The following is a 20,470-nucleotide window of genomic DNA, read 5'->3' on the forward strand; positions in this document are numbered from 1 at the left end:
GGCTGCCACCGAGGACTCGGCGGCAGCCCACGAACAGCTAGCTGACGGAATATTCCGCCCTCTATTACAAATCTAACCGTGTCGTTTTAGTGGCGAAAACGGTACGAGTAGCGATTCACGTTGATCCTTCTCGTGCTCCATCCCCACCCTCGCAGGCTACCCACGCGCCCGAATTTCTTCCACTTGGGATTTGAGCGCTTTTTCCATCCGCCGTGCCCCCTCGCGTTCTGATGCTTATCCTTCTTTGATTTGCTCGCACCCGTTCGGTGCTCTTTCCTATTATCCTGATTCCACTTCTTCTTTTTGGCGAAGTTTGCAATGCGATTTCTGTCGTACCTTTTTGAGAACCCACCCCAGAAAACCCACGCGAATCGACCGTCAAGGTCAACGCAATTAAGCGGTTCGCCGTAACAGTAGTCGTAAGCGTTGGCGTTTCCACCGTAGACAGGGTCGACGGAAAGGAAACGGCCGGCCCCGGGATTGTAGAGCCGGACGCCCATGAGCGTGAGCCCTGTGAGCGTTTCGCTGGAGCGTTGCTTGGCGCCGAGCCAGTTATAGCGCGTGGCAGCCTGTCCACTGCGGGCGTTGCCGTATTCGTCCGAGTCAAGGGCGACGGGTGCCTTGCTCGTGTCCAGCGGGAGCTGGAGTGCGACGTCGCCGTGGATGGTGGTGAGCTGGAGGACGGTGTCGCCGGTCTTGCTGGTCGTCGCGGCGAGGTCTCCGGAGGCGGAATCGACGTTACGGGTCAGCGCACCGGTGGCGGTGTCCTCAGTGATCCAGCGAGGGTTGTCGCCGTCGCTGTCATAGTGGTTGAGCTTGGACTGTGTCTGGGTCCAGGTGGTGCCGCTGCCGGTCTCGACCTTCCAGGAGCGGAAGCGCAGATTGGCATCGAGCTGCCAGGTCTGGCGCTTGCCGCCCGAAATCTGCTGGTACGCGAGGTCGTTGGCGTAGTAGCCGATGGTGCTGCCGGGCAGGGCGGTGGTGCGGCCGAAGGCGTCGTACGTGTAGCCCGTGTCGACGAGCCGGTCGGCGCTGTCGTAGGCGTGGTTGGTGGTGGTGCCGCCGGTGGTGGCGCAGTCGAGGCCGGGTGCGGCTGTCGTCGTGGTGAGCGACTTGCGGTTGGTGCGTGTGTCGAAGGCGTACGCCCGGCGGGTGCATACCGTCTCGGAGGTGTCCTCGACGGTGGTGAGCCGTCCGACGTTGTCGTAGCGGTAGGTCTGGTCTGACCAGCCCGCGTGGTTGGTGACCTGGCTGTGGATCGACTCGGTCACGGTGTCGGAGTAGACGATCGCACCGTCGCTGTCGCGGGTGTAGGTGCGGTCGGCAGCCGATCCGGTGGTGTCCTCGGTCTGCTTGAGCGTGTATCCGCCTGGCAGCTTTTCGCTGCTGACGGAGCCGTCGGCGTCGTAGGCGGCGGAGAAGGCGCCTGCGATGGAGTCGGTGGTCTTGGTGACCAGGCCGCGCGGCTCAATGGTGTGGTCGTAGGTGTAGGTGACGGTGGAGGGTGAGGTGTCGGTGACCTTGACGGGGCGGTCGAGCAGGTCGTACTCGGTAATGGTCTTGCCGCCGTCTGCGTCTGTGTAGGAGATCTGGCGGCCGAGCTTGTCGTACGCCCTGGTGATCGTTCCGCCGGTCGGTGAGATGGTCTTGATGACCTGGCCGGTGGCCGGGTCGTACTCGGTGGTGGCTTCCGGGACGGCTTGTCCGGTGCCGCCGGTGACGGCGACCTTGGTGGGACGGCCGGCGTTGTCGTACGTCGTCGTGGTGGTGCGGGTGATGCCGTTCGCGGTGTCGGTGACCTTGGCTGCCTTGCCCCACCAGTCGTACTCGGTGGTGGTGGTCGGCAGTGCGGTCGGGTTGGAGCTGCCGCCGGTGATTGCACCGGCCGCGCTGGTGGAGCATTGCAGGTCCGCCCATTCAGGGCGTCCGGCGCAGGTTCCACTGCCGGTTGCGGACCAGTAGGTGGTCACCCGGGTTGCGGCGTCGGTGCCGGTGGCTCCGGGCAGCAGCTGTTTGGTTACCCGGCCCTGGGTGTCGTATTCGGTGGTCTCGGTGATCGCGAGGCCGCCCGGGTCCTTGATCGTCTTGGTCGGCAGGCCCTTGGCCCAGTCGTAGACCGTCTGCGTCACCCGGGTCTCGCCCTGGATGTTCGAATGCTCCCGCACCTGAGCACCTGTGGTGACCTTGGTGACCTGGTCCTTGACCTTGGCGGTTCCGTCGGTCGGACGTCCGGTGTCGTATTCATTGACCGTCCAGGTACGGGCGGTCACGGACGTTCCGGACGGGACGAGGGTGGTGGTGCCGGACTTGAGGTCGGCGGTGAGGTCGATGCGCCGCAGCGGGCCGAACTCTTCCAGCTCGCGGGTTCCGGTCTCGTCGTAGATGGATCGGGTGGTCAGCAGGTCGGCTCGCTCGGCGCCGGTGATCTGGCCGATGCCGAGATCGGCCTGGGCTGCCTTGTCATCGGCGGTGAGGCCGAGCGCGACAGCGCGGTTGGCGGCCGAGAGTTCACGGACCGTGTTGCCGAACCGGTCGTATTCGGTGCTGGAGATGTGTCCGCCGGGAGTGACGGAGTTGACCTCGCGGCCGGAGACGCCGAGGTACTGGACACTGGCGCGCTTGTAGTCGGCCACGGTGAGCGCGCTGCCCGTGTTGGAGGAGGGCACGGAGTCGGCGGGGAAGACTGCGGTCGCGTCGGTCGGCGCGTCCAGCTGTCCCCACGCCTTCACATCCGCGGCGCCCATCTTGTAGGGGGCGGAGGTACCGGTCAGCGGAACGTCATAGACGACGCTGGTGGCTGCGGTTCCTGCTTCGGTGCCGGTCGTGCCCTGCTGGAGGCCGGGGCGAGTGGCTTTGAGGAGCATCCCTTCTCCAGCGGTGGCGGCGTTACCGGCCTTGCCGTAGGTGAAGGTCCACGGCAACTCGCCGGGCGTGGTCTGCTGGATGATCCGGCCGGCCGTGTCGTAGGCGTATTCCGTCTTCAGCGAAGGGCTGATCTGCGGATCCCAGGTCTGGCGCAGACGCCCGGTGCCGTCGTACAGGTACATCTGCACGGACTTGGACGTCGCCGCTGCTGCTCCGGGTGCGGTGGACCACAGGCGTACCTCCTTCACCTGGCCGCTGACGTCACCGAATGCGGTGTCTGTGGCGGTGGTGGAGGTGGCGTAGACGTACTCCATGACGCGGCAGCCCTTGGTCGCCGGGTCGGTGGTGCAGGCGGCGGCGGTGGCGGCCGAGGTCGGCGCGATGACCCGCTTGGGGCGGGCCAGCTTCTTCCCGTCCACGGTGACCGTTTCGGAGATCACGGTGGTGGTGGAGTTGGCGAGACCGTCCAGCAGGGTGCTGGAGACCTGCCAGGTCGTGGCTGCTGCGTCGGCCTTGGTGAACTCGGTGACCGTGCCCTCGGTGTCGGTGAGTGTGAAGCTGCCGCTCACACTGCCCTTGAGGGTCAGGTCCTCGGAGCCGGGCTCGGATATCCAGCCGGTCTTACCGGCGTTGGCGGTGAAGTGGGTTTCCTCGCCCTCGGAGTCGACGACGGCCACAGCGGTGTCGGAGGTCCGGCGAACGTGCGAGTAGTCGGAGTCCGTCAGCTCTCCACCGGTTCCGGCCACCCATTCCTTGCCGAAGATCGGCGCCTGGCCCTCCTGCTTGGCCCCCTTGTCCGGTGTGCGCGACGTGGCGGTGCGTGACACCGACAGACCGAACGCGGTGGCGTCGGAAGCGGACAGGGTGTAGTCACCGGTCAGCAGGTTCACCGAGCCCGGTCCCACCTCGCTGCCAGCGGCGCCGTCGGCGTTGCGGTCCACGATCACGGTCAAGGGCTCGGTGCTGCCTGAAGCAGAGTTGGGGCCGGTGAAGTCGGCCTTGATCTGCACGCTGCCGTCCGGGTCGACGGTGCTGGTGGCACTCCACACGAGCTGAGCGTTCTTGCCGCCCGTCATCGGGACCGGCCACGCGGACAGCGCCGTGCCACCGGAGGTCACATCGCCTGCCGGGATCTTCACCCAGGGGTCGGCCTCCGAACGACGCCAGGAGAAGGACACCTGGTCATACTTGGAGGCATCGGCCTCCGCGACCAGAGGCAGATGACGCGCGGTGCGCTCGCTCTCACCCGGCTGAACGAACCCGCCAGGTCCTGCGTGGAAGGTGTAGTCGATGGCCTCGGACTTGTTGTCCGCCTTGTCCACGGCCCGCACCTGCAGGGTGTGGGTACCGTCCTTCGGCGGCACAACGCTGATGCCCCTGGCCGCCGCCGAACCGCCGGTAGCGACCTTGGTCCACGTCACACCGTCCAGCGACCACTCCAGCCAGTTGTGATCGGCCGCGGGCGGAGTGACCGTGAAGATTCCGGCCTGGCCTGCGCCCTTGACCCACGCGGTCGAGGGATAATCCGTCGATACGATCTTCGTCGGGGCGGAAGGGGCGCTGGTGTCGACGGTGAACGTCTTCCACGCCGACCAGCCGACGTTGTAGTGCGCCCCGTCGTACGGTGAGGTCCGGAACTTGTACGTCTTGCCGTTGGTCAGCACACCCGCCGGGACGGTCACCGAGGCGACCTGTCCCGAGGGCACGTACTTGGAAACGATGACGTCGCCGACCTGGGTGTTGGTGGCGTTGTCGAAGATCTGGAAGGTGCCGTTGACCCTGTCACCGTCGGAGTCGACGAACGTGTCCCGCAGCGTCGGGGTGACCGTGTTGACGGTGTAGGCGCCGCCGTAGGAGAAGTAGGGGGGACCGGCTTCCTGCTTTGTGCCCGTACGGGGCCGGTAGTTGTAGTTGACGACTAGCTTCGGTGGGTTGGAGGCGGCGTTTGCGGAGTTCACCCGCTTCCACTGCGCGATTGCGCTCTCATCGGTGGCGCGCAGTCCCATGTGGCCTCGGGTGGCCTTGGTCGACGCCCACTCCTGTGCGAGCGAGGTGACGTCGGCGTTGATCCAGCCGTCAGGCTGTGCGGTGCACGATGTGTTGCCGCGCGTTTCGGTGGAGGTGGCCTTCTTCGCTGTCATCGTCGGACGGTTCGTCCACCGGCTGGAGGTGGAAGCCGCAGGCGACGACCAGACTTCCCACGGGTAGTTCTTGCAGTCCAGGTTGTTGCCCGCGTGGAAGTTCCACAGGGACAGCTTTGCGTCCAGGACCAGTGCGTCCTGGATCGGGGAGGTGTTCCACGAGATGAAGGACTGCGCCGTGCGCGGGGTGCCGTCGGCGTTCTTCGTGCCCGGGTTGCCCAGGTCGAGTTCAACGTCGGCCGACCAGTCGACGGTCTCGCCCTGCTGGACGTACGTGTCGAAAACGTTCGACAGGGATGAGGTGGAGGGGTCGACCGTCACCGGATACTTGGTGGCCGGGTCGGCGAGGAACTTCGCGTCAGGAGTAATCACCAGGTCGACGGAAGCGCCCTTGGTGACGATCTTCATCGCGACGGGTACTCGCCGGGTGTGCTCTCCTGAGCGTTCGTCGACGGTGGCGTCCCACATCACCGGGGCAGGCATGACAGCCTGCTTCTTGTTCTTCTTGTCGGTGAACACCACACTGCCGTCGGCCTGCTGCTTGGCCTTGAGCCCCTTGGCCTTCAAAGGAAGCGTGTAGGTGTAGCCGTCGATGGCGGGCTTCTGCTTGATCTCAACGTACTGCTCGAAGCCTGTACGCGTCACCTCGACCACCACGTCCGCGCCGGGGACGGCGTTGACGTATTCGGCCCGCGTGCCGGTCAGCTTGGGCGCGGGCAGTCCGCCCTTCCACTGCAGGGTGATCTGCTGATCGCCCTCGCCGAGCGTCACCAGGTCGGTGGCCTTTGAGGCTTGTGCAGACTTGAGAGAGGTGGCGGGGCTTCCTGTCCTGCCCGCGAGTCTCAGGCCGCGGGGGTGCGCGTGAGGTTGGACCGAGCCGTCGGGGTTGGTGGCTAGGTCAAGGTCCACGTCTCGCCACTGGTCGGTGGCGCCGTCCTGGAAGCGGACGGGACCGGCGGCAAGCTCTGTCGTCAGCGAACCATTTTTGTTGGCCCAGGTCGTGGACGTCTCTGTGCGCTCGGACAGCGCTTCGACACGCTTACCGGACAGACGCGCGGCAACGCGGGCGGAAGGGATGTCCGCGGCCTGAGTGGCCGCCGCCTTCTTCGGCGCTGCGGGCGTCGCAGGTGCGGTGGCCAGCGCGGTGCTTGTGCCGTCGATCAGAGTGACTGCCAGGGCCAGAGCAAGGCTTCCCGCTATGTAGCGCAAGCTCTTGCCCGACCATGGTTTCCCGCGCTCGTGGAGCGCGGGTATGTGAGCCGTCATCGTTCCTCGGTCTCCTGCTACTTACGCATCACTTATGTGATGCAAATATGAAGGTAACGAGGAGGAAAAGATCACGAACTCAGACAGATGCACCTGAGAGCGACGGACTGCTCGCGAAGGGTGATGTGAACTCCGTCACTTTGCATCGCCAAAATAGAAGCGTCTACCCCGCTTTTGTGAATTCACACCTGATCATTCGAATCAGTTGAGTATGCGGGCCAGTTGACGGTGTACGTTCTGGTCGAACCTGTGAAGTACGTGCCCCGTGTGGGGTCGCAGGGTGACTGAGCGAGGGGTGGGGCTGCGTGAAGCGGCGTCGAATATGGGGAACGGCTGCGGCCGTGGTGACCGGACTGACCGGGGTCCTGATCTTTCAAGGAGTAACTGGCCATACGGAGAACGGCGTCGCCAGGGGAAGCGATTCGAAGCCCGTCACGGCCCACGCGACAACCATGCACCTGCGGAACGCTGACGACGGGACGGGTGCCTCCCTGGCACGCCGTGACGCAGAGCGGTTCAGCATGCTGGGCGTGACCTGGACCGATCCCGGCGCCCGAGTCACGGGGAGGGTCGAAGTCCGTACCCGTTCCCTGACGACCGGGGAGTGGTTGCCGTGGCTGGAGCTGGACGGGGACAGCGGGCAAGGGGAGAACGGAGCTGCCCGCGGCGGCACCGAACCGGCCTGGGTGGGACCGTCCGACGGCGTCGAGGCCCGTGTGGCTTCGAACGGAAAATCGTCGGCGGGGCTGCCGGCCGGTCTGCGGCTGGACATGGTGGATCCGGGGACCGGCGACGTGAGTGCCATGGAGCCCGCGGCTTTCGCGGTCGAGGAGACGGACGCACCGACCGCCGACCCCTCCGAATCCGCCGAGCCGCAGCCCAGCGTCTCCCCCGGCACCCAAGACCCCGCCGACCAGGAGCCTTCCACCGAACCGCCGGTAAGCGAGTCGCCCTCGGCTCCCGAGTCACCCCCTGCCGAGCCTGGCACGCCGTCGGCGTCCGCAACCCCGGCCCCCACGGCCCCGACCCCGACCGACACAGGACCCACCGCCCCGCCGAGCACCATGCCGCAGCCGCCCGTCACCTCCCGTGCCGGCTGGGGTGCCGATGAGTCGATCAGTCCGGAGGAACCGGGCTACCTGGCCGGCGGCAAGATCAAGGCGGTGGTGGTGCACCACACCGCCGAGTCCAACACCTACACGTGCGCAGAGGCCCCGGCAGTCGTGCGCGGTATCTACGCCTACCACGTCAAGCAACTGGGCTGGAAAGACCTCGGATACAACTTCCTCGTCGACAAGTGCGGCACCGTCTACGAAGGCCGCAAGGGCGGAATCGACCGGCCCGTCCAGGGCGCCCACGCCTACGGCTTCAACGCGGAGACCGTCGGCATCTCCGTGCTGGGCACCTACACCGACACCGCCCCTTCCCAGGCCGCGCTGCTCTCCGTCGCCCGGATCGCCGCGTGGAAACTGGGACAGTACGGCGTGGACCCCGCAGGCACCACCGCACTGACCGCAGGCGATGCCGGCACCAACTACTTCCGCAAGAGCTGGGCCAAGGGCGCGCAACTGCCCTTCCCCGTCATCCATGGCCATCGCGACGGATACAACACGCAGTGCCCCGGCGACGCGTTCTACAACCAGCTCGCCACCATCCGCACCCTGGCGGCCGGCCCCGTCACCGGCCTGACCGTCAAGTCCCTCACCGGAACCGGCCTCTCGGGCGGCAAGCACTACACCAAGGCCGGCGTCACGGTGAACTGGTCCACTACCACCCCTGCCGTACTGATCAAGCAGTACGAGCTCCTGGTCGACGGCAAATCCGTCGCGACGACCGCCGGTACGTCCACCTCGGCGAAAGCCACCCTCACCATCGGAACCCACACTGTGGCTGTGCGCGCCACCCACCTCTCGGGCAAGAGGACGACCAGCACCTCCACCACCGTCATCGCCGAGACGACCGCCCCCACCTTCACCACCAAACCAGCCCTGAGCCTGCGCACCGGCACCGTGAACACCACCGCCGTGCCCTTGAAGCTGAGCTGGAAGGCCACCGACAGCGCGGCTCTCAAGGAGGTGCGCCTGGTCTCACCGCTGGCGAAGACCTACGGACCCACCACGACCAGCGCGTCACATGCGACCAAGTCCGCCACCGCGACCGCATGGAAGATGACGGCATACGACTACGCCGGAAACGCCGCCTCCGCATCCGTCTCCGCCACCCCGGTGATCCTGCAGGAGACGACAGCCACGAAGTCCGGCACGTGGGCAGCCAAGTCATCGACCAACTACCTGGGCGGCAAGTCGTATTCCAGTAGCTCGAAGAACGCCTCACTCACCTGGACGTTCACCGGCCGGTCAGCAGCCTGGACAGTCTCCCGCGCCGCGACATCGGGCCAGGCGCACGTCTACGTCGACGGCGTCAAGGCGGCGACCGTCGACCTGAAGTCGTCCACCACCAAGTACCGCGACGTCATCTGGACCAAAACCTGGTCCAGCAGTGCGAAGCACACCATCAAGGTCGTAGTGGCAGGTACCTCCGGCCGCCCGACCATCACCACCGACGGCCTCGTCTACCTCAAGTAGCCGACCGCGAACGCGCAGCCAGGACCGTGCGGTCCGGCAAGCGCATCGGAAGGGCTGGATACCGCCGCCCCCGTCCCTGGCCCCTCTCGTAGGGCCAAGGACGGGGGCGGCGGCCTGAATCCCGATCCCGGCCTGCACGCGTCAGTCTTCCGCGTCCAAGCCGTCAAGGTCTTGCCCGGTTGCACCGCACCGACCGGACCCGCACCTTGAAGCGTGTCAACGACCACGCGCTTCCATCAGCCGATGATCGCGACCGGGGCGTCCCATGCGTTGCGGTCAACAGTGATCGTGTAACCGCCGCGTTTTTCCTTGCTGTTGACCATGTACTGGTGGCCGCGGCTGTGGTTGGTGTACTGGGTCGGCTTCCACGGCCAGTCCGTGGTGGTCGTGTTCTTCTTGTCCCACAGTGCGTACCAGAGGTTGCCCGGCAGGTCCGTCTTGTTCGTGGCGGTGGCAATGGCCGCAGCGCTGGAACTGCTGAAACCGTAGAACCCGCCCCGGTAAGTCGCGTTGCGCAGCGTTTTGGTGAAGGAGCGCACGTAGGTGAGGGTGGCGTCGTTGCACGCCTTGTCGGTGATGTCGTACGACTCCATGTTCAGGTAGATCGGGCTGCCGGCTTTCATCCCGAGCGCTGACGCCTTGGCCACCGCGTCCCTGGCGTTGCTCGCGCCGACGGCGGCAGCCGTGGAAGCGGTGAACCTCTCCGGGTTCGCGCTCTTCTGGCAGGGCGGCTGCGCGCCAACGTAGAGCGGGATGAGCTTCCATCCGGTGGCGTTGACCGACTTCACCCAGGACTTGGTCAGGTTGGGCTGGGCGCAGCCACGGTTCTTTCCGCCGATGTAGACGGCGGCAGCGCCGTAGAACCCCGTGCGCCACGCCTTCATCGCACTGAGCGAAGGCGCGGTGCACGTGTCGAACGCCCGACCGGTGTACGTCTTCTGCGCCGGCCAGGCGGTAGCGGCCATGGATGTCTGTGCCGCGAACCCGGCACCCGTGACCACCACGACCCCCGTGGTCGCCCATGCGATGTAACGGCTCTTCCTGGACAGCCGATGTCTGGACATTCCCCACCCCATTCAGTGCGGCCCGTGGCCGCATCCGACAACCCGGGACAGTGGTCCGCCCTCTGGCAGAGGCTTGACTAGGTCCCGGGTGCAGCGCCGCGCCGACAGTGGCGCAACGACTGGGCTCCGAAAGTCCGGAGCGCATCGCACAGTAGCCGACACGGGTGTCGTGATCGAGACGGACGCAAGACTCCGCGTGACAGCGAAATGCCTCTCGCCTACCGCTCTTCTCCCACGTCGACGAACCGAGCAGGACATCGCCGGCTCGCCAGGGAGAGTTCTGCGGCTACGAACGCAACGGAGGCCGGAAGGACAGGGACCACGCGAGACCCTCTCTCGCTCCCCCGAGGCCAAGCTTCCAGCCCGCTCAGGCCAGGAGAAAGTACTTCCTCGGCCGACCAGTGACGTCACGCAGACCGCTTACAAGCGAGGGTCCCCTCGCCCACAGCGCTTCGGACCGCAGAATGTGCCGGGCAAGGACTCCACGCGGTGGGGCGGGTGGGACCATTCCACGACGCTCCCACGAAGGCTTCGCTAAAAACCCCAGGTCAAAGCCGTTCAGAGCTCATCTTCGATGCGCGAGGACCCGCGTTCGCCACACCCCCGTGAGTCAAACACCACACGCAAAACACCTCCGACACCACGTTTCCGCAGGTCAGAACGTTTCCGCAGGGTGAAACTGGTGGGGCGGGTGGGACTCGAACCCACGGCCGACGGATTATGAGTCCGCTGCTCTAACCGGCTGAGCTACCGCCCCTCCACGGCGTGGCGCGTACACGTGTACGCGCCGTCTGCCGCAGCATAGCCGGTCATACGATCTCCTGCTGCGGATGGTCGGCTTCGCGTGACCATGAAGACAGTGCAGCGTGCTGCCCGGTTCCGGGTCGTGAGGAATCACCCCGAAAGAGTCGCGGCCCCTCCGTCTCCGGGCACACGAGAAGAGGGCCCCGAGGGGCCCTCTTCCCTATCGCTCCCCCGACTGGACTCGAACCAGTAACCCTCCGGTTAACAGCCGAATGCTCTGCCAATTGAGCTACAGGGGATCGCGCTCCCCCGACTGGACTCGAACCAGTAACCTGCCGGTTAACAGCCGGCTGCTCTGCCAATTGAGCTACAGGGGATTGCTGCGGTGCCGCGATTCGCACCTGCCTGGCTGAAGCCGAGCGGCGCGCGTTCGCTGCGACACATACATTAGCGCAAGCAGGGGGGTGCTCCGCCAATCGGTATCCCCCGGGGTGATCTCGGGTGTCCGCGGGTAGGCGGGCAGCACACGTCGCACGGAGCGAAGGAAGGCTGGCAGCCATGCGGTACCGACTCACGTTCATCGCCGGAGTGGCCCTCGGATTCGTGCTCGGCACGCGGGCCGGGCGCGAGCGTTACGAGCAGATGAAGAAGGCCGCGCAGCGGTTCTCGGAGAACCCGGCCGTGCGGAACGCGGCGGAGTCCGCCGCCCACGGCGGCCGGGACTTCGCCGGCAAGGCGTACCACTCGGTGAGCGAGAAGGTCGGGGACAAGGTGCCCGTCTCGGTCTCCGACCGGGTGCGCTCGCTGCGTGAGCGCAGCGGCCAGAACGGCAGCGACGACTGGGGCACCACCAACACCTGAGGCCCGTGCCCGTGCCGGGTGCCGCCCGGTGCGGGAACGGGCCGGGCGGGGGCGCGGCGGTGCGGGGGCGGGACAGGACCGCGACGACGGCGTTACGGGAACGGTCCGCGCGTGCGGCAGAATCGTGCCCATGGGCATAGTGGCCGGCTTGGACAGTTCATCCGCCTTCACACAGATCGTCGTCTGCGACACCGACACCGGTGAGGTCTTGCGGCAGGGATACGCCGCGCACCCGGTCGAGGCGAAGGCCTCCGAGGTCGATCCGCAGGCGTGGCTGCTCTCACTCGGTGAGGCGGCCTCCGGAGGGCTGCTCGAAGGCGTCCAGGCCATCGGCGTGTCCGCCCAGCAGCACGGTCTGGTGCCGCTGGACCACCAGGGCAACCTCGTCCGGCCCGCGCTGCTCGGCAACGACCGGCGGGCGCAGGCCGCCGCGGCCGATCTGATCGACGGGCTGGGCGGGCGGCAGTCCTGGGCCGAGGCGGTCGGGGCCGTTCCGCAGGCGGCGCAGCCGGTGGCGAAGCTGCGCTGGCTGGCGCGGACCGAGCCGGAGAACGCGCAGCGGGTCGCCGCGGTGCTGCAGCCCCACGACTGGCTGGTGTGGCAGCTCCTGGGCAGGCCCGCCCGCAGGACGACCGACAGAGGTGCCGCGTCGGGCACCGGCTACTGGTCGGCGGGTACCGCTTCCTACCGGCCCGATCTGGTGGAGCTCGCACTCGGCCATCAGGCGCAGCTGCCCGAGGTGCTCGGCCCGGCCGACGCCGCGGGGACCACTCCCGAGGGGCTGCTGATCTCGGCGGGCACCGGCGAGACGATGGCCGCGGCATTCGGGCTGGGGGTCGCCGTGGGTGACGCCGTCGTGTCGCTGGGGGCCTCGGGTTCGGTGATGGCCGTGCACCACGAGGCGCTGGCCGACCCGACCGGGATGATCACCTCATTCGCCGACGCGACCGGGATGCACCTGCCGGTGGTCCACACGTCGAACGCGGTGCGCGCGCTGCGCGGGACCGCCGAGATGCTCGACCTGGAGGGCGGTCTGGACGAGCTCTCCGCGCTGGCCCTGAAGTCGACCCCCGGGGCGTCGGGGCTCGTCCTGCTGCCGTACCTCGAGGGCGAGCGCACCCCGCACCTTCCGCACACCGCGGGCACGCTGAGCGGGCTGCGACGCGAATCCATGAAGCCGGAGCACCTCGCGCGGGCCGCCTTCGAGGGGATGCTCTGCTCGCTGGCCGACGCGCTCGACGTGCTGCGAGGCCGGGGCGTGGAGGTGCGGCGGGTCTTCCTGCTGGGCGCGGCGGCCGAGCTGCCCGCCGTGCAGGAGATCGCTCCCGCCCTCCTGGGCAGCCAGGTCGTCGTGCCGCAGCCCGCCGAGTACGCGGCGCTGGGTGCGGCACGACAGGCGGCGTGGGCGCTCGGGGTCTCGCAGGGAACGCTGGACCCGCGTACACCCCCGGCCTGGCGGGGTGCGGCGGCGCAGGTGCTGGAGCCGGGTGAGGAGCTCCCCGTCGGGCGCGCGGTGCGCCAGCAGTACGGCGCGACCCGGGACCAGATCCACCCCGGGGCTTTCGGTACGGACGCGTGAGGGCCGGCGCTCGCGGGCACGGGGACCCGCACACCCGGACGTGAGGCGCCCGGGGGCGGCGCTCTCCGACGCACACGGCGGGGACCCGCACACCCGGACGTGAGGCACCCCCGGGGCGGTGCACTCCTGGTGCCCGCGTGGCCGGGATCGCGCCCGCGCGCAGGGGGCTCGCAGGCGCGGCGGTACGCCGGGACCCTCGGCACGGAGGCCGCCCGCGGAGGCCGCCCGCCGAGGTCCGGAGCTCGCACGCCGGGAATTTGACCTGGGTTTGGGCAAAAGCGTTGGCCGCCGGGGTGGGGCGTACCGGAGTATGGACCGGCCCCTTTTGCCCTCGCCGACCGAGAGACACGCGTGCTCATAAAAATCCTGCGGACCTATCTGGGTCCGTACAGACAGTCCATCGTGCTGCTGGTGGCGCTCCAGCTCCTGCAGACCTGTGCCAGCCTCTACCTGCCCAGCCTCAACGCGGACATCATCGACAACGGTGTCGTGCAGGGGGACACGGGCTACATCCTGCAGTACGGCGCCGTGATGATCGCGGTGAGCGTCATGCAGATCGTCTGCAACATCGGGGCGGTCTACTACGGCGCCCGGACGGCCTCGGCGCTCGGGCGCGACGTGCGGGCTTCGGTGTTCGGCAAGGTGCAGTCGTTCTCGGCGCGCGAGGTGGGGCGCTTCGGTGCGCCTTCGCTGATCACCCGCACGACCAACGACGTGCAGCAGGTCCAGATGCTGGTCCTGATGGCGTTCACCCTGATGGTCTCGGCGCCGATCATGTGTGTGGGCGGCGTGATCATGGCGCTCGGCCAGGACGTCCCGCTGTCGGCGGTCCTGCTCGCGGTGCTGCCGGTCCTCGGTATCTCGGTGAGCCTGATCGTCCGCCGGATGCGGCCGCTGTTCCGCATGATGCAGGTGCGGCTGGACACGGTGAACCGGGTGCTGCGTGAGCAGATCACCGGCAACCGGGTCATCCGGGCGTTCATCCGGGACCGCTACGAGGAGGAGCGCTTCCGGGGCGCCAACACGGAGCTGACCGATGTCGCGGTGTCGACGGGCCGGCTGATGGCCCTGATGTTCCCGACCGTGATGACGGTGGTGAACCTGTCGTCCATCGCGGTGGTCTGGTTCGGGGCGCACCGCATCGACAGCGGCGGGATGCAGATCGGGGCGCTCACCGCGTTCCTGGCGTATCTGATGCAGATCGTGATGTCGGTGATGATGGCCACCTTCATGTTCATCATGGTGCCGCGCGCCGAGGTGTGCGCCGAGCGCATCCAGGAGGTCCTGGAGACCGATTCGAGTGTGGTGCCGCCCACCGCCCCGGTCACGAAGCTGCTCAGGCACGGGCATCTGGAGATCCGGGACGCGGAGTTCCGCTACCCGGGTGCCGAGGAGCCGGTGCTGCGTTCGGTCGGCCTGGTGGCGCGGCCGGGTGAGACGACCGCGATCATCGGGTCGACGGGCAGCGGGAAGTCGACGCTGCTCGGGCTCGTGCCCCGGCTGTTCGACGCCACGGCCGGCGAGGTGCTGGTCGACGGCACCGACGTACGGACGCTGGATCCGGTGCTGCTGGCGAGGACGGTGGGTCTGGTCCCGCAGAAGCCGTACCTCTTCTCGGGGACCGTCGCGACGAATCTGCGCTACGGCAATCCGGACGCGACCGACGAGGAGCTGTGGCACGCGCTGGAGGTGGCGCAGGCCAAGGACTTCGTGGAGCGGCTGGAACACGGTCTGGACGCGCCGATCGCGCAGGGCGGCACCAATGTCTCCGGAGGCCAGCGGCAGCGTCTCGCGATCGCGCGGACGCTCGTGCAGCGCCCGGAGATCTACCTCTTCGACGACTCCTTCTCGGCCCTGGACTACGCGACGGACGCCGCGCTGCGCGGCGCCCTGTCCCGTGAGACGGCTGGGGCGACCGTGGTGATCGTGGCGCAGCGGGTGTCCACGATCCGTGAAGCCGACCGGATCCTGGTGCTCGACGAGGGCCAGGTCGTCGGGACGGGGACCCATCACGAGCTGATGGACGGCAACGAAACCTACCGGGAGATCGTGCTCTCCCAGCTGACGGAAGCGGAGGCCGCCTGATGGCCGGGCCGGGCGGACGGATGATGGCGGGGCCCACCGAGCGGTCCATGGACTTCAAGGGGTCGGGCAAGCGGCTGCTGAGGCGGTTCAGCAAGGAGAAGTCCTCGCTGTACCTGATGCTGGGCGCGGGGACGCTGAGTGTGGCGCTCTCCGTGGTGGGGCCGAAGATCCTCGGCGGGGCCACGGACCTGATCTTCGCGGGTGTCGTCGGACGGCAGATGCCGGACGGCACGACGAAGCAGCAGGCCGTCGACGGGCTGCGTGAGCAGGGCAACGGCGGGCTCGCCGACATGCTGAGCGGGGTGGACTTCACCCCCGGCCACGGCATCGACTTCGGAGCGGTGGGCACCGTCCTGCTGGCCGCGCTGCTGGTGTACGTGGGAGCGGGCCTGCTGATGCTGGTCTCGACCCGGCTGTCGATCCGGGTGATCAACCGGGTCGTCTTCCAGCTGCGCGAGGACCTGCAGACGAAGCTGTCGCGGCTTCCGCTGTCCTACTTCGACCGGCAGCAGCGCGGTGAGGTGCTGAGCCGGGCGACGAACGACATCGACAACATCTCCCAGACGATGCAGCAGACGATGGGTCAGCTCATCAATTCGCTGCTGACCATCGTCGGCGTGCTGATCATGATGTTCTGGATCTCGCCGCTGCTCGCGCTGGTCGCCCTGGTGACGATCCCGCTGTCGGTGTTCGTCGCGACGAAGGTCGGCAAGCGGTCGCAGCCGCACTTCGTGGCGCAGTGGAAGGTGACGGGCAAGCTCAACGCCCACATCGAGGAGATGTACACCGGGCACACCCTGGTGAAGGTCTTCGGGCGTCAGGAGGAGTCCGCGAAGGACTTCGCCGAGCAGAACGAGGCGCTGTACGAGGCGGGGTTCAAGGCGCAGTTCAACAGCGGGATCATGCAGCCGCTGATGATGTTCGTGTCGAACCTGAACTACGTGCTGGTCGCGGTGGTCGGCGGGCTGCGGGTCGCCTCGGGCTCGCTGTCGATCGGTGACGTGCAGGCGTTCATCCAGTACTCGCGGCAGTTCTCGATGCCGCTGACACAGGTCGCCTCCATGGCGAACCTGGTGCAGTCGGGCATCGCGTCGGCGGAGCGGGTCTTCGGCCTGCTGGACGCCGAGGAGCAGGGGCCGGACCCGGTTCCGGCAGAGCGTCCCGAGGAGCTGCGCGGCAGTGTCGCGCTGGAGAACGTGTCGTTCCGCTACGACCCGGAGAAGCCGCTCATCGAGGACCTCTCGCTGAGCGTCGAACCGGGCCACACGGTCGCGATCGTCGGGCCGACCGGGGCGGGCAAGACGACCCTGGTCAACCTGCTGATGCGGTTCTACGAGGTGACGGGCGGCCGTATCACCCTCGACGGGGTCGATGTGGCGAGGATGTCGCGCGACGAACTGCGGTCCGGCATAGGCATGGTGCTCCAGGACACCTGGCTGTTCGGCGGCACGATCGCGGAGAACATCGCCTACGGCGCCTCGCGTGAGGTGACCCGGGAGGAGATCGAGGAGGCGGCGCGGGCCGCTCACGCCGACCGCTTCGTCCGTACCCTGCCCGACGGTTACGACACGGTGATCGACGACGAGGGCACCGGGGTGAGCGCCGGTGAGAAGCAGCTGATCACCATCGCGCGGGCGTTCCTGTCCGACCCGGTGATCCTCGTGCTCGACGAGGCCACCAGCTCGGTCGACACCCGTACCGAGGTGCTGATCCAGAAGGCGATGGCGAGGCTGGCCCACGGGCGTACCAGCTTCGTGATCGCGCACCGCCTCTCCACCATCCGCGACGCGGACGTGATCCTGGTGATGGAGAACGGGTCGATCGTCGAGCAGGGCACCCATGACGATCTGCTCGCGGCGAAGGGCGCCTACGCCCGGCTGTACGCGGCGCAGTTCGCCGAGGCGCTGGCGGAGGTCGACTGAGCCGGGGCGCCGGCGGAGGTCGGCTGCGGGGAGACCGGCTGCGCGCAGGTCGACTGCGCGGAGGTCGGCTGACCGCCGGCGGCCCTCAGTCGAGGTAGCCGCGGAGCTGGTCCGCGTAGGCGTGGTCCCGCAGCTTGTCGAGCGTCTTGGACTCGATCTGGCGTATGCGTTCGCGCGTCACGCCGAAGATCCTTCCGATCTCCTCGAGCGTGCGGGGCCGCCCGTCCTCCAGCCCGTACCGCAGCTGCACGACCTTCCTCTCCCGCTCCCCCAGGCCGGCGAGCACCGCTTCCAGGTGTTCGCGCAGCAGGAGGAAGGCCGCGGTCTCCACGGGGGAGGCGGCGTCGCCGTCCTCGATGAGGTCACCGAAGGCGACGTCGTCCTCCTCCCCCACCGGGGCGTGCAGGGAGACGGGTTCCTGGGCGAGGCGCAACACCTCCCCGACCCGCTCTGGCGTCAGGTCGAGCTGTGCCGCGACCTCCTCGGGGGTGGGCTCGTAGCCGCGCTCCTGGAGCAGGCGGCGCTGGACGCGGACCACCCGGTTGATCAGCTCGACGACGTGCACCGGCACCCGGATGGTCCTCGCCTGGTCGGCGAGCGCCCGGGACATCGCCTGCCGGATCCACCAGGTGGCGTACGTGGAGAACTTGTACCCCCTCGCGTAGTCGAACTTCTCGACCGCCCTGATCAGCCCGAGGTTCCCCTCCTGGACCAGGTCCAGCATGGTCAGGCCCCGGCCCACGTAGCGCTTGGCGACGGAGACGACGAGGCGGAGGTTGGCCTCGATGAGCCGGCGCTTGGCCATCCGTCCCATGACCACGAGGCGGTCCAGGTCGAAGGCGAGCCGGGAGTCCGGGTCGGGGGTGCGGGCGAGCCGCTCCTCGGCGAAGAGTCCCGCCTCGACCCGGCGGGCGAGCTCCACCTCCTCGGCCGCGCTGAGCAGCGGGATCCGCCCGATCTCGCGTAAGTACTGGCGGAAGAGGTCGGACGAGGCGCCGCCGGAGTCGGTGTGGCTCCGCGGCTCGGGGAGCCCGGGGGGCTCCACCGGTTCCTCCAGCACCGGTTCGGGCGCACCCGGCGTCTCCGGGTGGTGTGCGGCGCGGTTCTGCGCGGGAATCGCGGGGACGAGCTCGGTCGTGATCGGCACGGTCCGGGTCTGCACGGGGGCGACCTCCAGGTGATCGCTGCCGGATCGCGGGGTGCAGGTCCGCCCTCGGCGGACCGCCGCGCTCCGATGACTCAGGCACCGCCATCCAGTGTGGGGTACGACACATCGCCGCCACGAGGGGCGTGCGGTGACTTTTTGCGTCCGGCCCGTGACGGGGCGCTGATCATGGCGCGGGGGCCGCGCCCGCCCTCGATGCGGGACCGGACGGGGCCGGCGGCGACGCCCGGCGGGCTCGTGCGGGCCCTACAGCGCGGCGGCGCCGTGGCCGCGGAGCGACTGGGCGTACTGCTGGAGGATCCAGACCTCGTTCTGCGCCGCGGCCAGGTGGTCGGGGGCGACGTTGCTGCCGAGGCGGGCGAGGCTGCCCTGGACGTCGGCGATCCTGCGGTCGACGGCGCGCAGGCGCACCTGGACGAGCTGCATGCCCGCGTACGTCTCGTCGATGGTCTTGCCGTGGAACACCTCGACGGCGAGTTCGGTGACGAGGGCCCGCACGGTGTCGTCGGGGGCCGCGTCCAGCACGTTGACCAGGTAGTCGCGGGTCTCGGCCAGCCCCTGCTCGGCGCCGCCCGCCTCGGCGATGCACTGGCGTACGGCCGCGTAGGGCGGGGCGGTGAACTCGTCGGCGCCGTAGGCGTCGAAGGCGGGCGAGACCAGGGCCGGCTTCTGCAGGGCCAGCTTGAGCAGCTCGCGCTCGGTGCGGTGGGCGGGGCTGCGGAGGTTGAGCGCGGGTCCGGTGGGTGCCTTCGGGGCGGCCTGGGCCTGCGGCTGCGCGGGACGGCCGCGGGTGGGGCCGCCCGGGGCGGGGCCGCGCTCGCCGCGGTCGCGGGCCCAGCGGGCGAGCTGGTTGACCCGGTGGACGACGAACTCCTGGTCCAGGATGCCGATGAACCCGGCGAGCTGGACCGCCACCTCGCGCTGCACGCTGCTGGTCTTGATCTTGGCGACGACCTGGGCGGCCTCGTCGAGCGCGGCGGCGCGGCCGGCCGGGGTCTCCAGGTCGTAGCGGGCGACGATCTGGCGGAGCGCGAACTCGAAGAGCGGGGTGCGGGGTTCGACGAGGTCGCGGACGGCGTCGTCGCCCTTGGCGAGCCGCAGGTCGCACGGGTCCATGCCGTCGGGCGCGATCGCGATGTAGGTCTCGGCGGCGAACTTCTGGTCGTCCTCGAAGGCGCGCAGCGCGGCCTTCTGCCCGGCGGCGTCGCCGTCGAAGGTGAAGATCACCCTGGCGCTGCCGTTGTCCATCAGGAGCCTGCGGAGGATCTTGATGTGGTCGTTGCCGAACGCCGTGCCACAGGTGGCGATGGCCGTGGTCACCCCGGCGAGGTGGCAGGCCATGACGTCGGTGTAGCCCTCGACGACGACGGCGCGGCTCGCCTTGGCGATGTCCTTCTTCGCCAGGTCGATGCCGTACAGCACCTGGGACTTCTTGTAGATCGAGGTCTCGGGGGTGTTGAGGTACTTCGGGCCGTTGTCGTCGTCGCGCAGTTTGCGGGCGCCGAAGCCGACGATGTCGCCGGAGGTGTCGCTGATGGGCCACATCAGCCGGCCGCGGAAGCGGTCGATGGGACCTCTGCGGCCGTCCTGGGAGAGCCCGGAGCTGACGAGTTCCTTGTCGCTGAAGCCCTTGCCGCGGAGGAACCGGGTGAGGTGGTCCCAGCCCGCGGGGCTGTAGCCGACGCCGAAGTGGGCCGCGGCCTCCTGGTCGAAACCGCGTTCGGCGAGGAACCTCCGGCCGATCTCGGCCTCGGGGCCGTTCAGCTGCTCACGGTAGAAATCCGCGGCGATCTTGTGTGCCTCGACCAGCCGGATGCGTTCACCGCGCTGGTGGGAGGGGTTGTAGCCGCCCTCCTCGTACCGCAGGGTGATGCCGGCCTTGGCGGCGAGGCGTTCGACCGTCTCGGAGAAGGTGAGGTGATCGATCTTCATCACGAAGGCGATCGTGTCCCCGCCCTCCTGGCAGCCGAAGCAGTGGAACAGGCCCTTGCCGGGGCTGACCTGGAAGGAGGGGGACTTCTCGTCGTGGAAGGGGCAGAGCCCCTTGAGGTTGCCGCCGCCGGCGTTGCGCAGCTGGAGGTACTCGGACACGACGGCGTCGATCGGGACCGCGTCCCGGACCGCCTTCACGTCGTCGTCATTGATCCTGCCTGCCACGTGTGAAGTCTACGGGTGACGCCGGCCTCCGGGACG

Annotated in this window: 9 protein-coding genes and 3 tRNA genes; 5 read left to right on the forward strand and 7 right to left on the reverse strand. The window is 68.3% G+C overall.

All coding sequences use genetic code 11. The features are described from left to right. Positions 1-86: 86 nt before the first annotated feature. Positions 87-6,182: a DNRLRE domain-containing protein gene (locus tag ACFXOA_RS02040; RefSeq protein WP_385021410.1), complete on the reverse strand. Its 6,096-nt coding sequence runs from the start codon at positions 6,180-6,182 to the stop codon at positions 87-89. Between the two features lie 611 nt (positions 6,183-6,793). Between ACFXOA_RS02040 and ACFXOA_RS02045 the strand changes: the two genes are divergently transcribed. Next, positions 6,794-8,857, forward strand: a complete 2,064-nt coding sequence (locus ACFXOA_RS02045) for an N-acetylmuramoyl-L-alanine amidase (protein WP_385021413.1) — start codon at positions 6,794-6,796, stop codon at positions 8,855-8,857. Positions 8,858-9,093: 236 nt separating this feature from the next. Here the strand turns inward: ACFXOA_RS02045 and ACFXOA_RS02050 are convergent, their stop codons facing one another. The 4 genes from ACFXOA_RS02050 to ACFXOA_RS02065 form a co-directional block, all read right to left on the reverse strand. After that, a complete protein-coding gene (locus ACFXOA_RS02050) occupies positions 9,094-9,921 on the reverse strand; it encodes a glycoside hydrolase domain-containing protein (RefSeq protein ID WP_385021053.1) in 828 nt (275 codons plus the stop codon). A 680-nt stretch (positions 9,922-10,601) separates the two neighbouring features. Beyond that, a tRNA-Ile gene (locus ACFXOA_RS02055) sits at positions 10,602-10,678 on the reverse strand. 213 nt (positions 10,679-10,891) lie between these two features. Next, a tRNA-Asn gene (locus ACFXOA_RS02060) sits at positions 10,892-10,964 on the reverse strand. 5 nt (positions 10,965-10,969) lie between these two features. Beyond that, positions 10,970-11,042: transfer RNA gene (locus ACFXOA_RS02065), tRNA-Asn, on the reverse strand. Between the two features lie 181 nt (positions 11,043-11,223). On the opposite strand from ACFXOA_RS02065, the gene ACFXOA_RS02070 reads away from it, so the two are divergent. The 4 genes from ACFXOA_RS02070 (at position 11,224) to ACFXOA_RS02085 (ending at position 17,112) form a co-directional block, all read left to right on the forward strand. Continuing rightward, positions 11,224-11,526: a YtxH domain-containing protein gene (locus ACFXOA_RS02070; protein WP_385021056.1), complete on the forward strand. Its 303-nt coding sequence runs from the start codon at positions 11,224-11,226 to the stop codon at positions 11,524-11,526. Positions 11,527-11,656: 130 nt separating this feature from the next. Continuing rightward, complete coding sequence (locus ACFXOA_RS02075; RefSeq protein WP_385021059.1) at positions 11,657-13,105, forward strand: FGGY family carbohydrate kinase; 1,449 nt, start codon at positions 11,657-11,659, stop codon at positions 13,103-13,105. A gap of 351 nt (positions 13,106-13,456) precedes the next feature. Next, the gene (locus ACFXOA_RS02080; protein ID WP_385021061.1) at positions 13,457-15,190 is read left to right on the forward strand and encodes an ABC transporter ATP-binding protein; all 1,734 of its coding nucleotides are present in this window, start codon (positions 13,457-13,459) and stop codon (positions 15,188-15,190) included. Further along, positions 15,190-17,112 carry an ABC transporter ATP-binding protein gene (locus tag ACFXOA_RS02085; protein ID WP_385021064.1) on the forward strand — a complete coding sequence of 641 codons (1,923 nt, stop codon included), beginning with the start codon at positions 15,190-15,192 and terminating at the stop codon, positions 17,110-17,112. Before ACFXOA_RS02080 ends, ACFXOA_RS02085 begins: the two co-directional genes overlap by 1 nt. A gap of 85 nt (positions 17,113-17,197) precedes the next feature. Here the strand turns inward: ACFXOA_RS02085 and ACFXOA_RS02090 are convergent, their stop codons facing one another. Next, entirely contained in the window at positions 17,198-18,274 is a 1,077-nt protein-coding gene (locus ACFXOA_RS02090) for an RNA polymerase sigma factor (RefSeq protein ID WP_385021067.1), read from the reverse strand. Between the two features lie 249 nt (positions 18,275-18,523). Then, positions 18,524-20,434 (reverse strand): DNA primase, encoded by a 1,911-nt coding sequence (gene dnaG / locus ACFXOA_RS02095; protein ID WP_385021069.1) that lies wholly within the window; start codon positions 20,432-20,434, stop codon positions 18,524-18,526. Positions 20,435-20,470: the final 36 nt, after the last annotated feature.

The sequence above is a fragment of the Streptomyces sp. NPDC059166 genome, from assembly GCF_042755185.1.
Lineage (GTDB): Bacteria > Actinomycetota > Actinomycetes > Streptomycetales > Streptomycetaceae > Streptomyces.

Excerpts from the sequence above, each read along its gene's own strand:
- ACFXOA_RS02050 (WP_385021053.1), bottom strand. The coding sequence starts at position 9,921 with ATGTCCAGACATCGGCTGTCCAGGAAGAGCCGTTACATCGCATGGGCG.
- ACFXOA_RS02085 (WP_385021064.1), top strand. The coding sequence starts at position 15,190 with ATGGCCGGGCCGGGCGGACGGATGATGGCGGGGCCCACCGAGCGGTCC.
- ACFXOA_RS02070 (WP_385021056.1), top strand. The coding sequence starts at position 11,224 with ATGCGGTACCGACTCACGTTCATCGCCGGAGTGGCCCTCGGATTCGTG.
- ACFXOA_RS02075 (WP_385021059.1), top strand. The coding sequence starts at position 11,657 with ATGGGCATAGTGGCCGGCTTGGACAGTTCATCCGCCTTCACACAGATC.
- ACFXOA_RS02045 (WP_385021413.1), top strand. The coding sequence starts at position 6,794 with ATGCTGGGCGTGACCTGGACCGATCCCGGCGCCCGAGTCACGGGGAGG.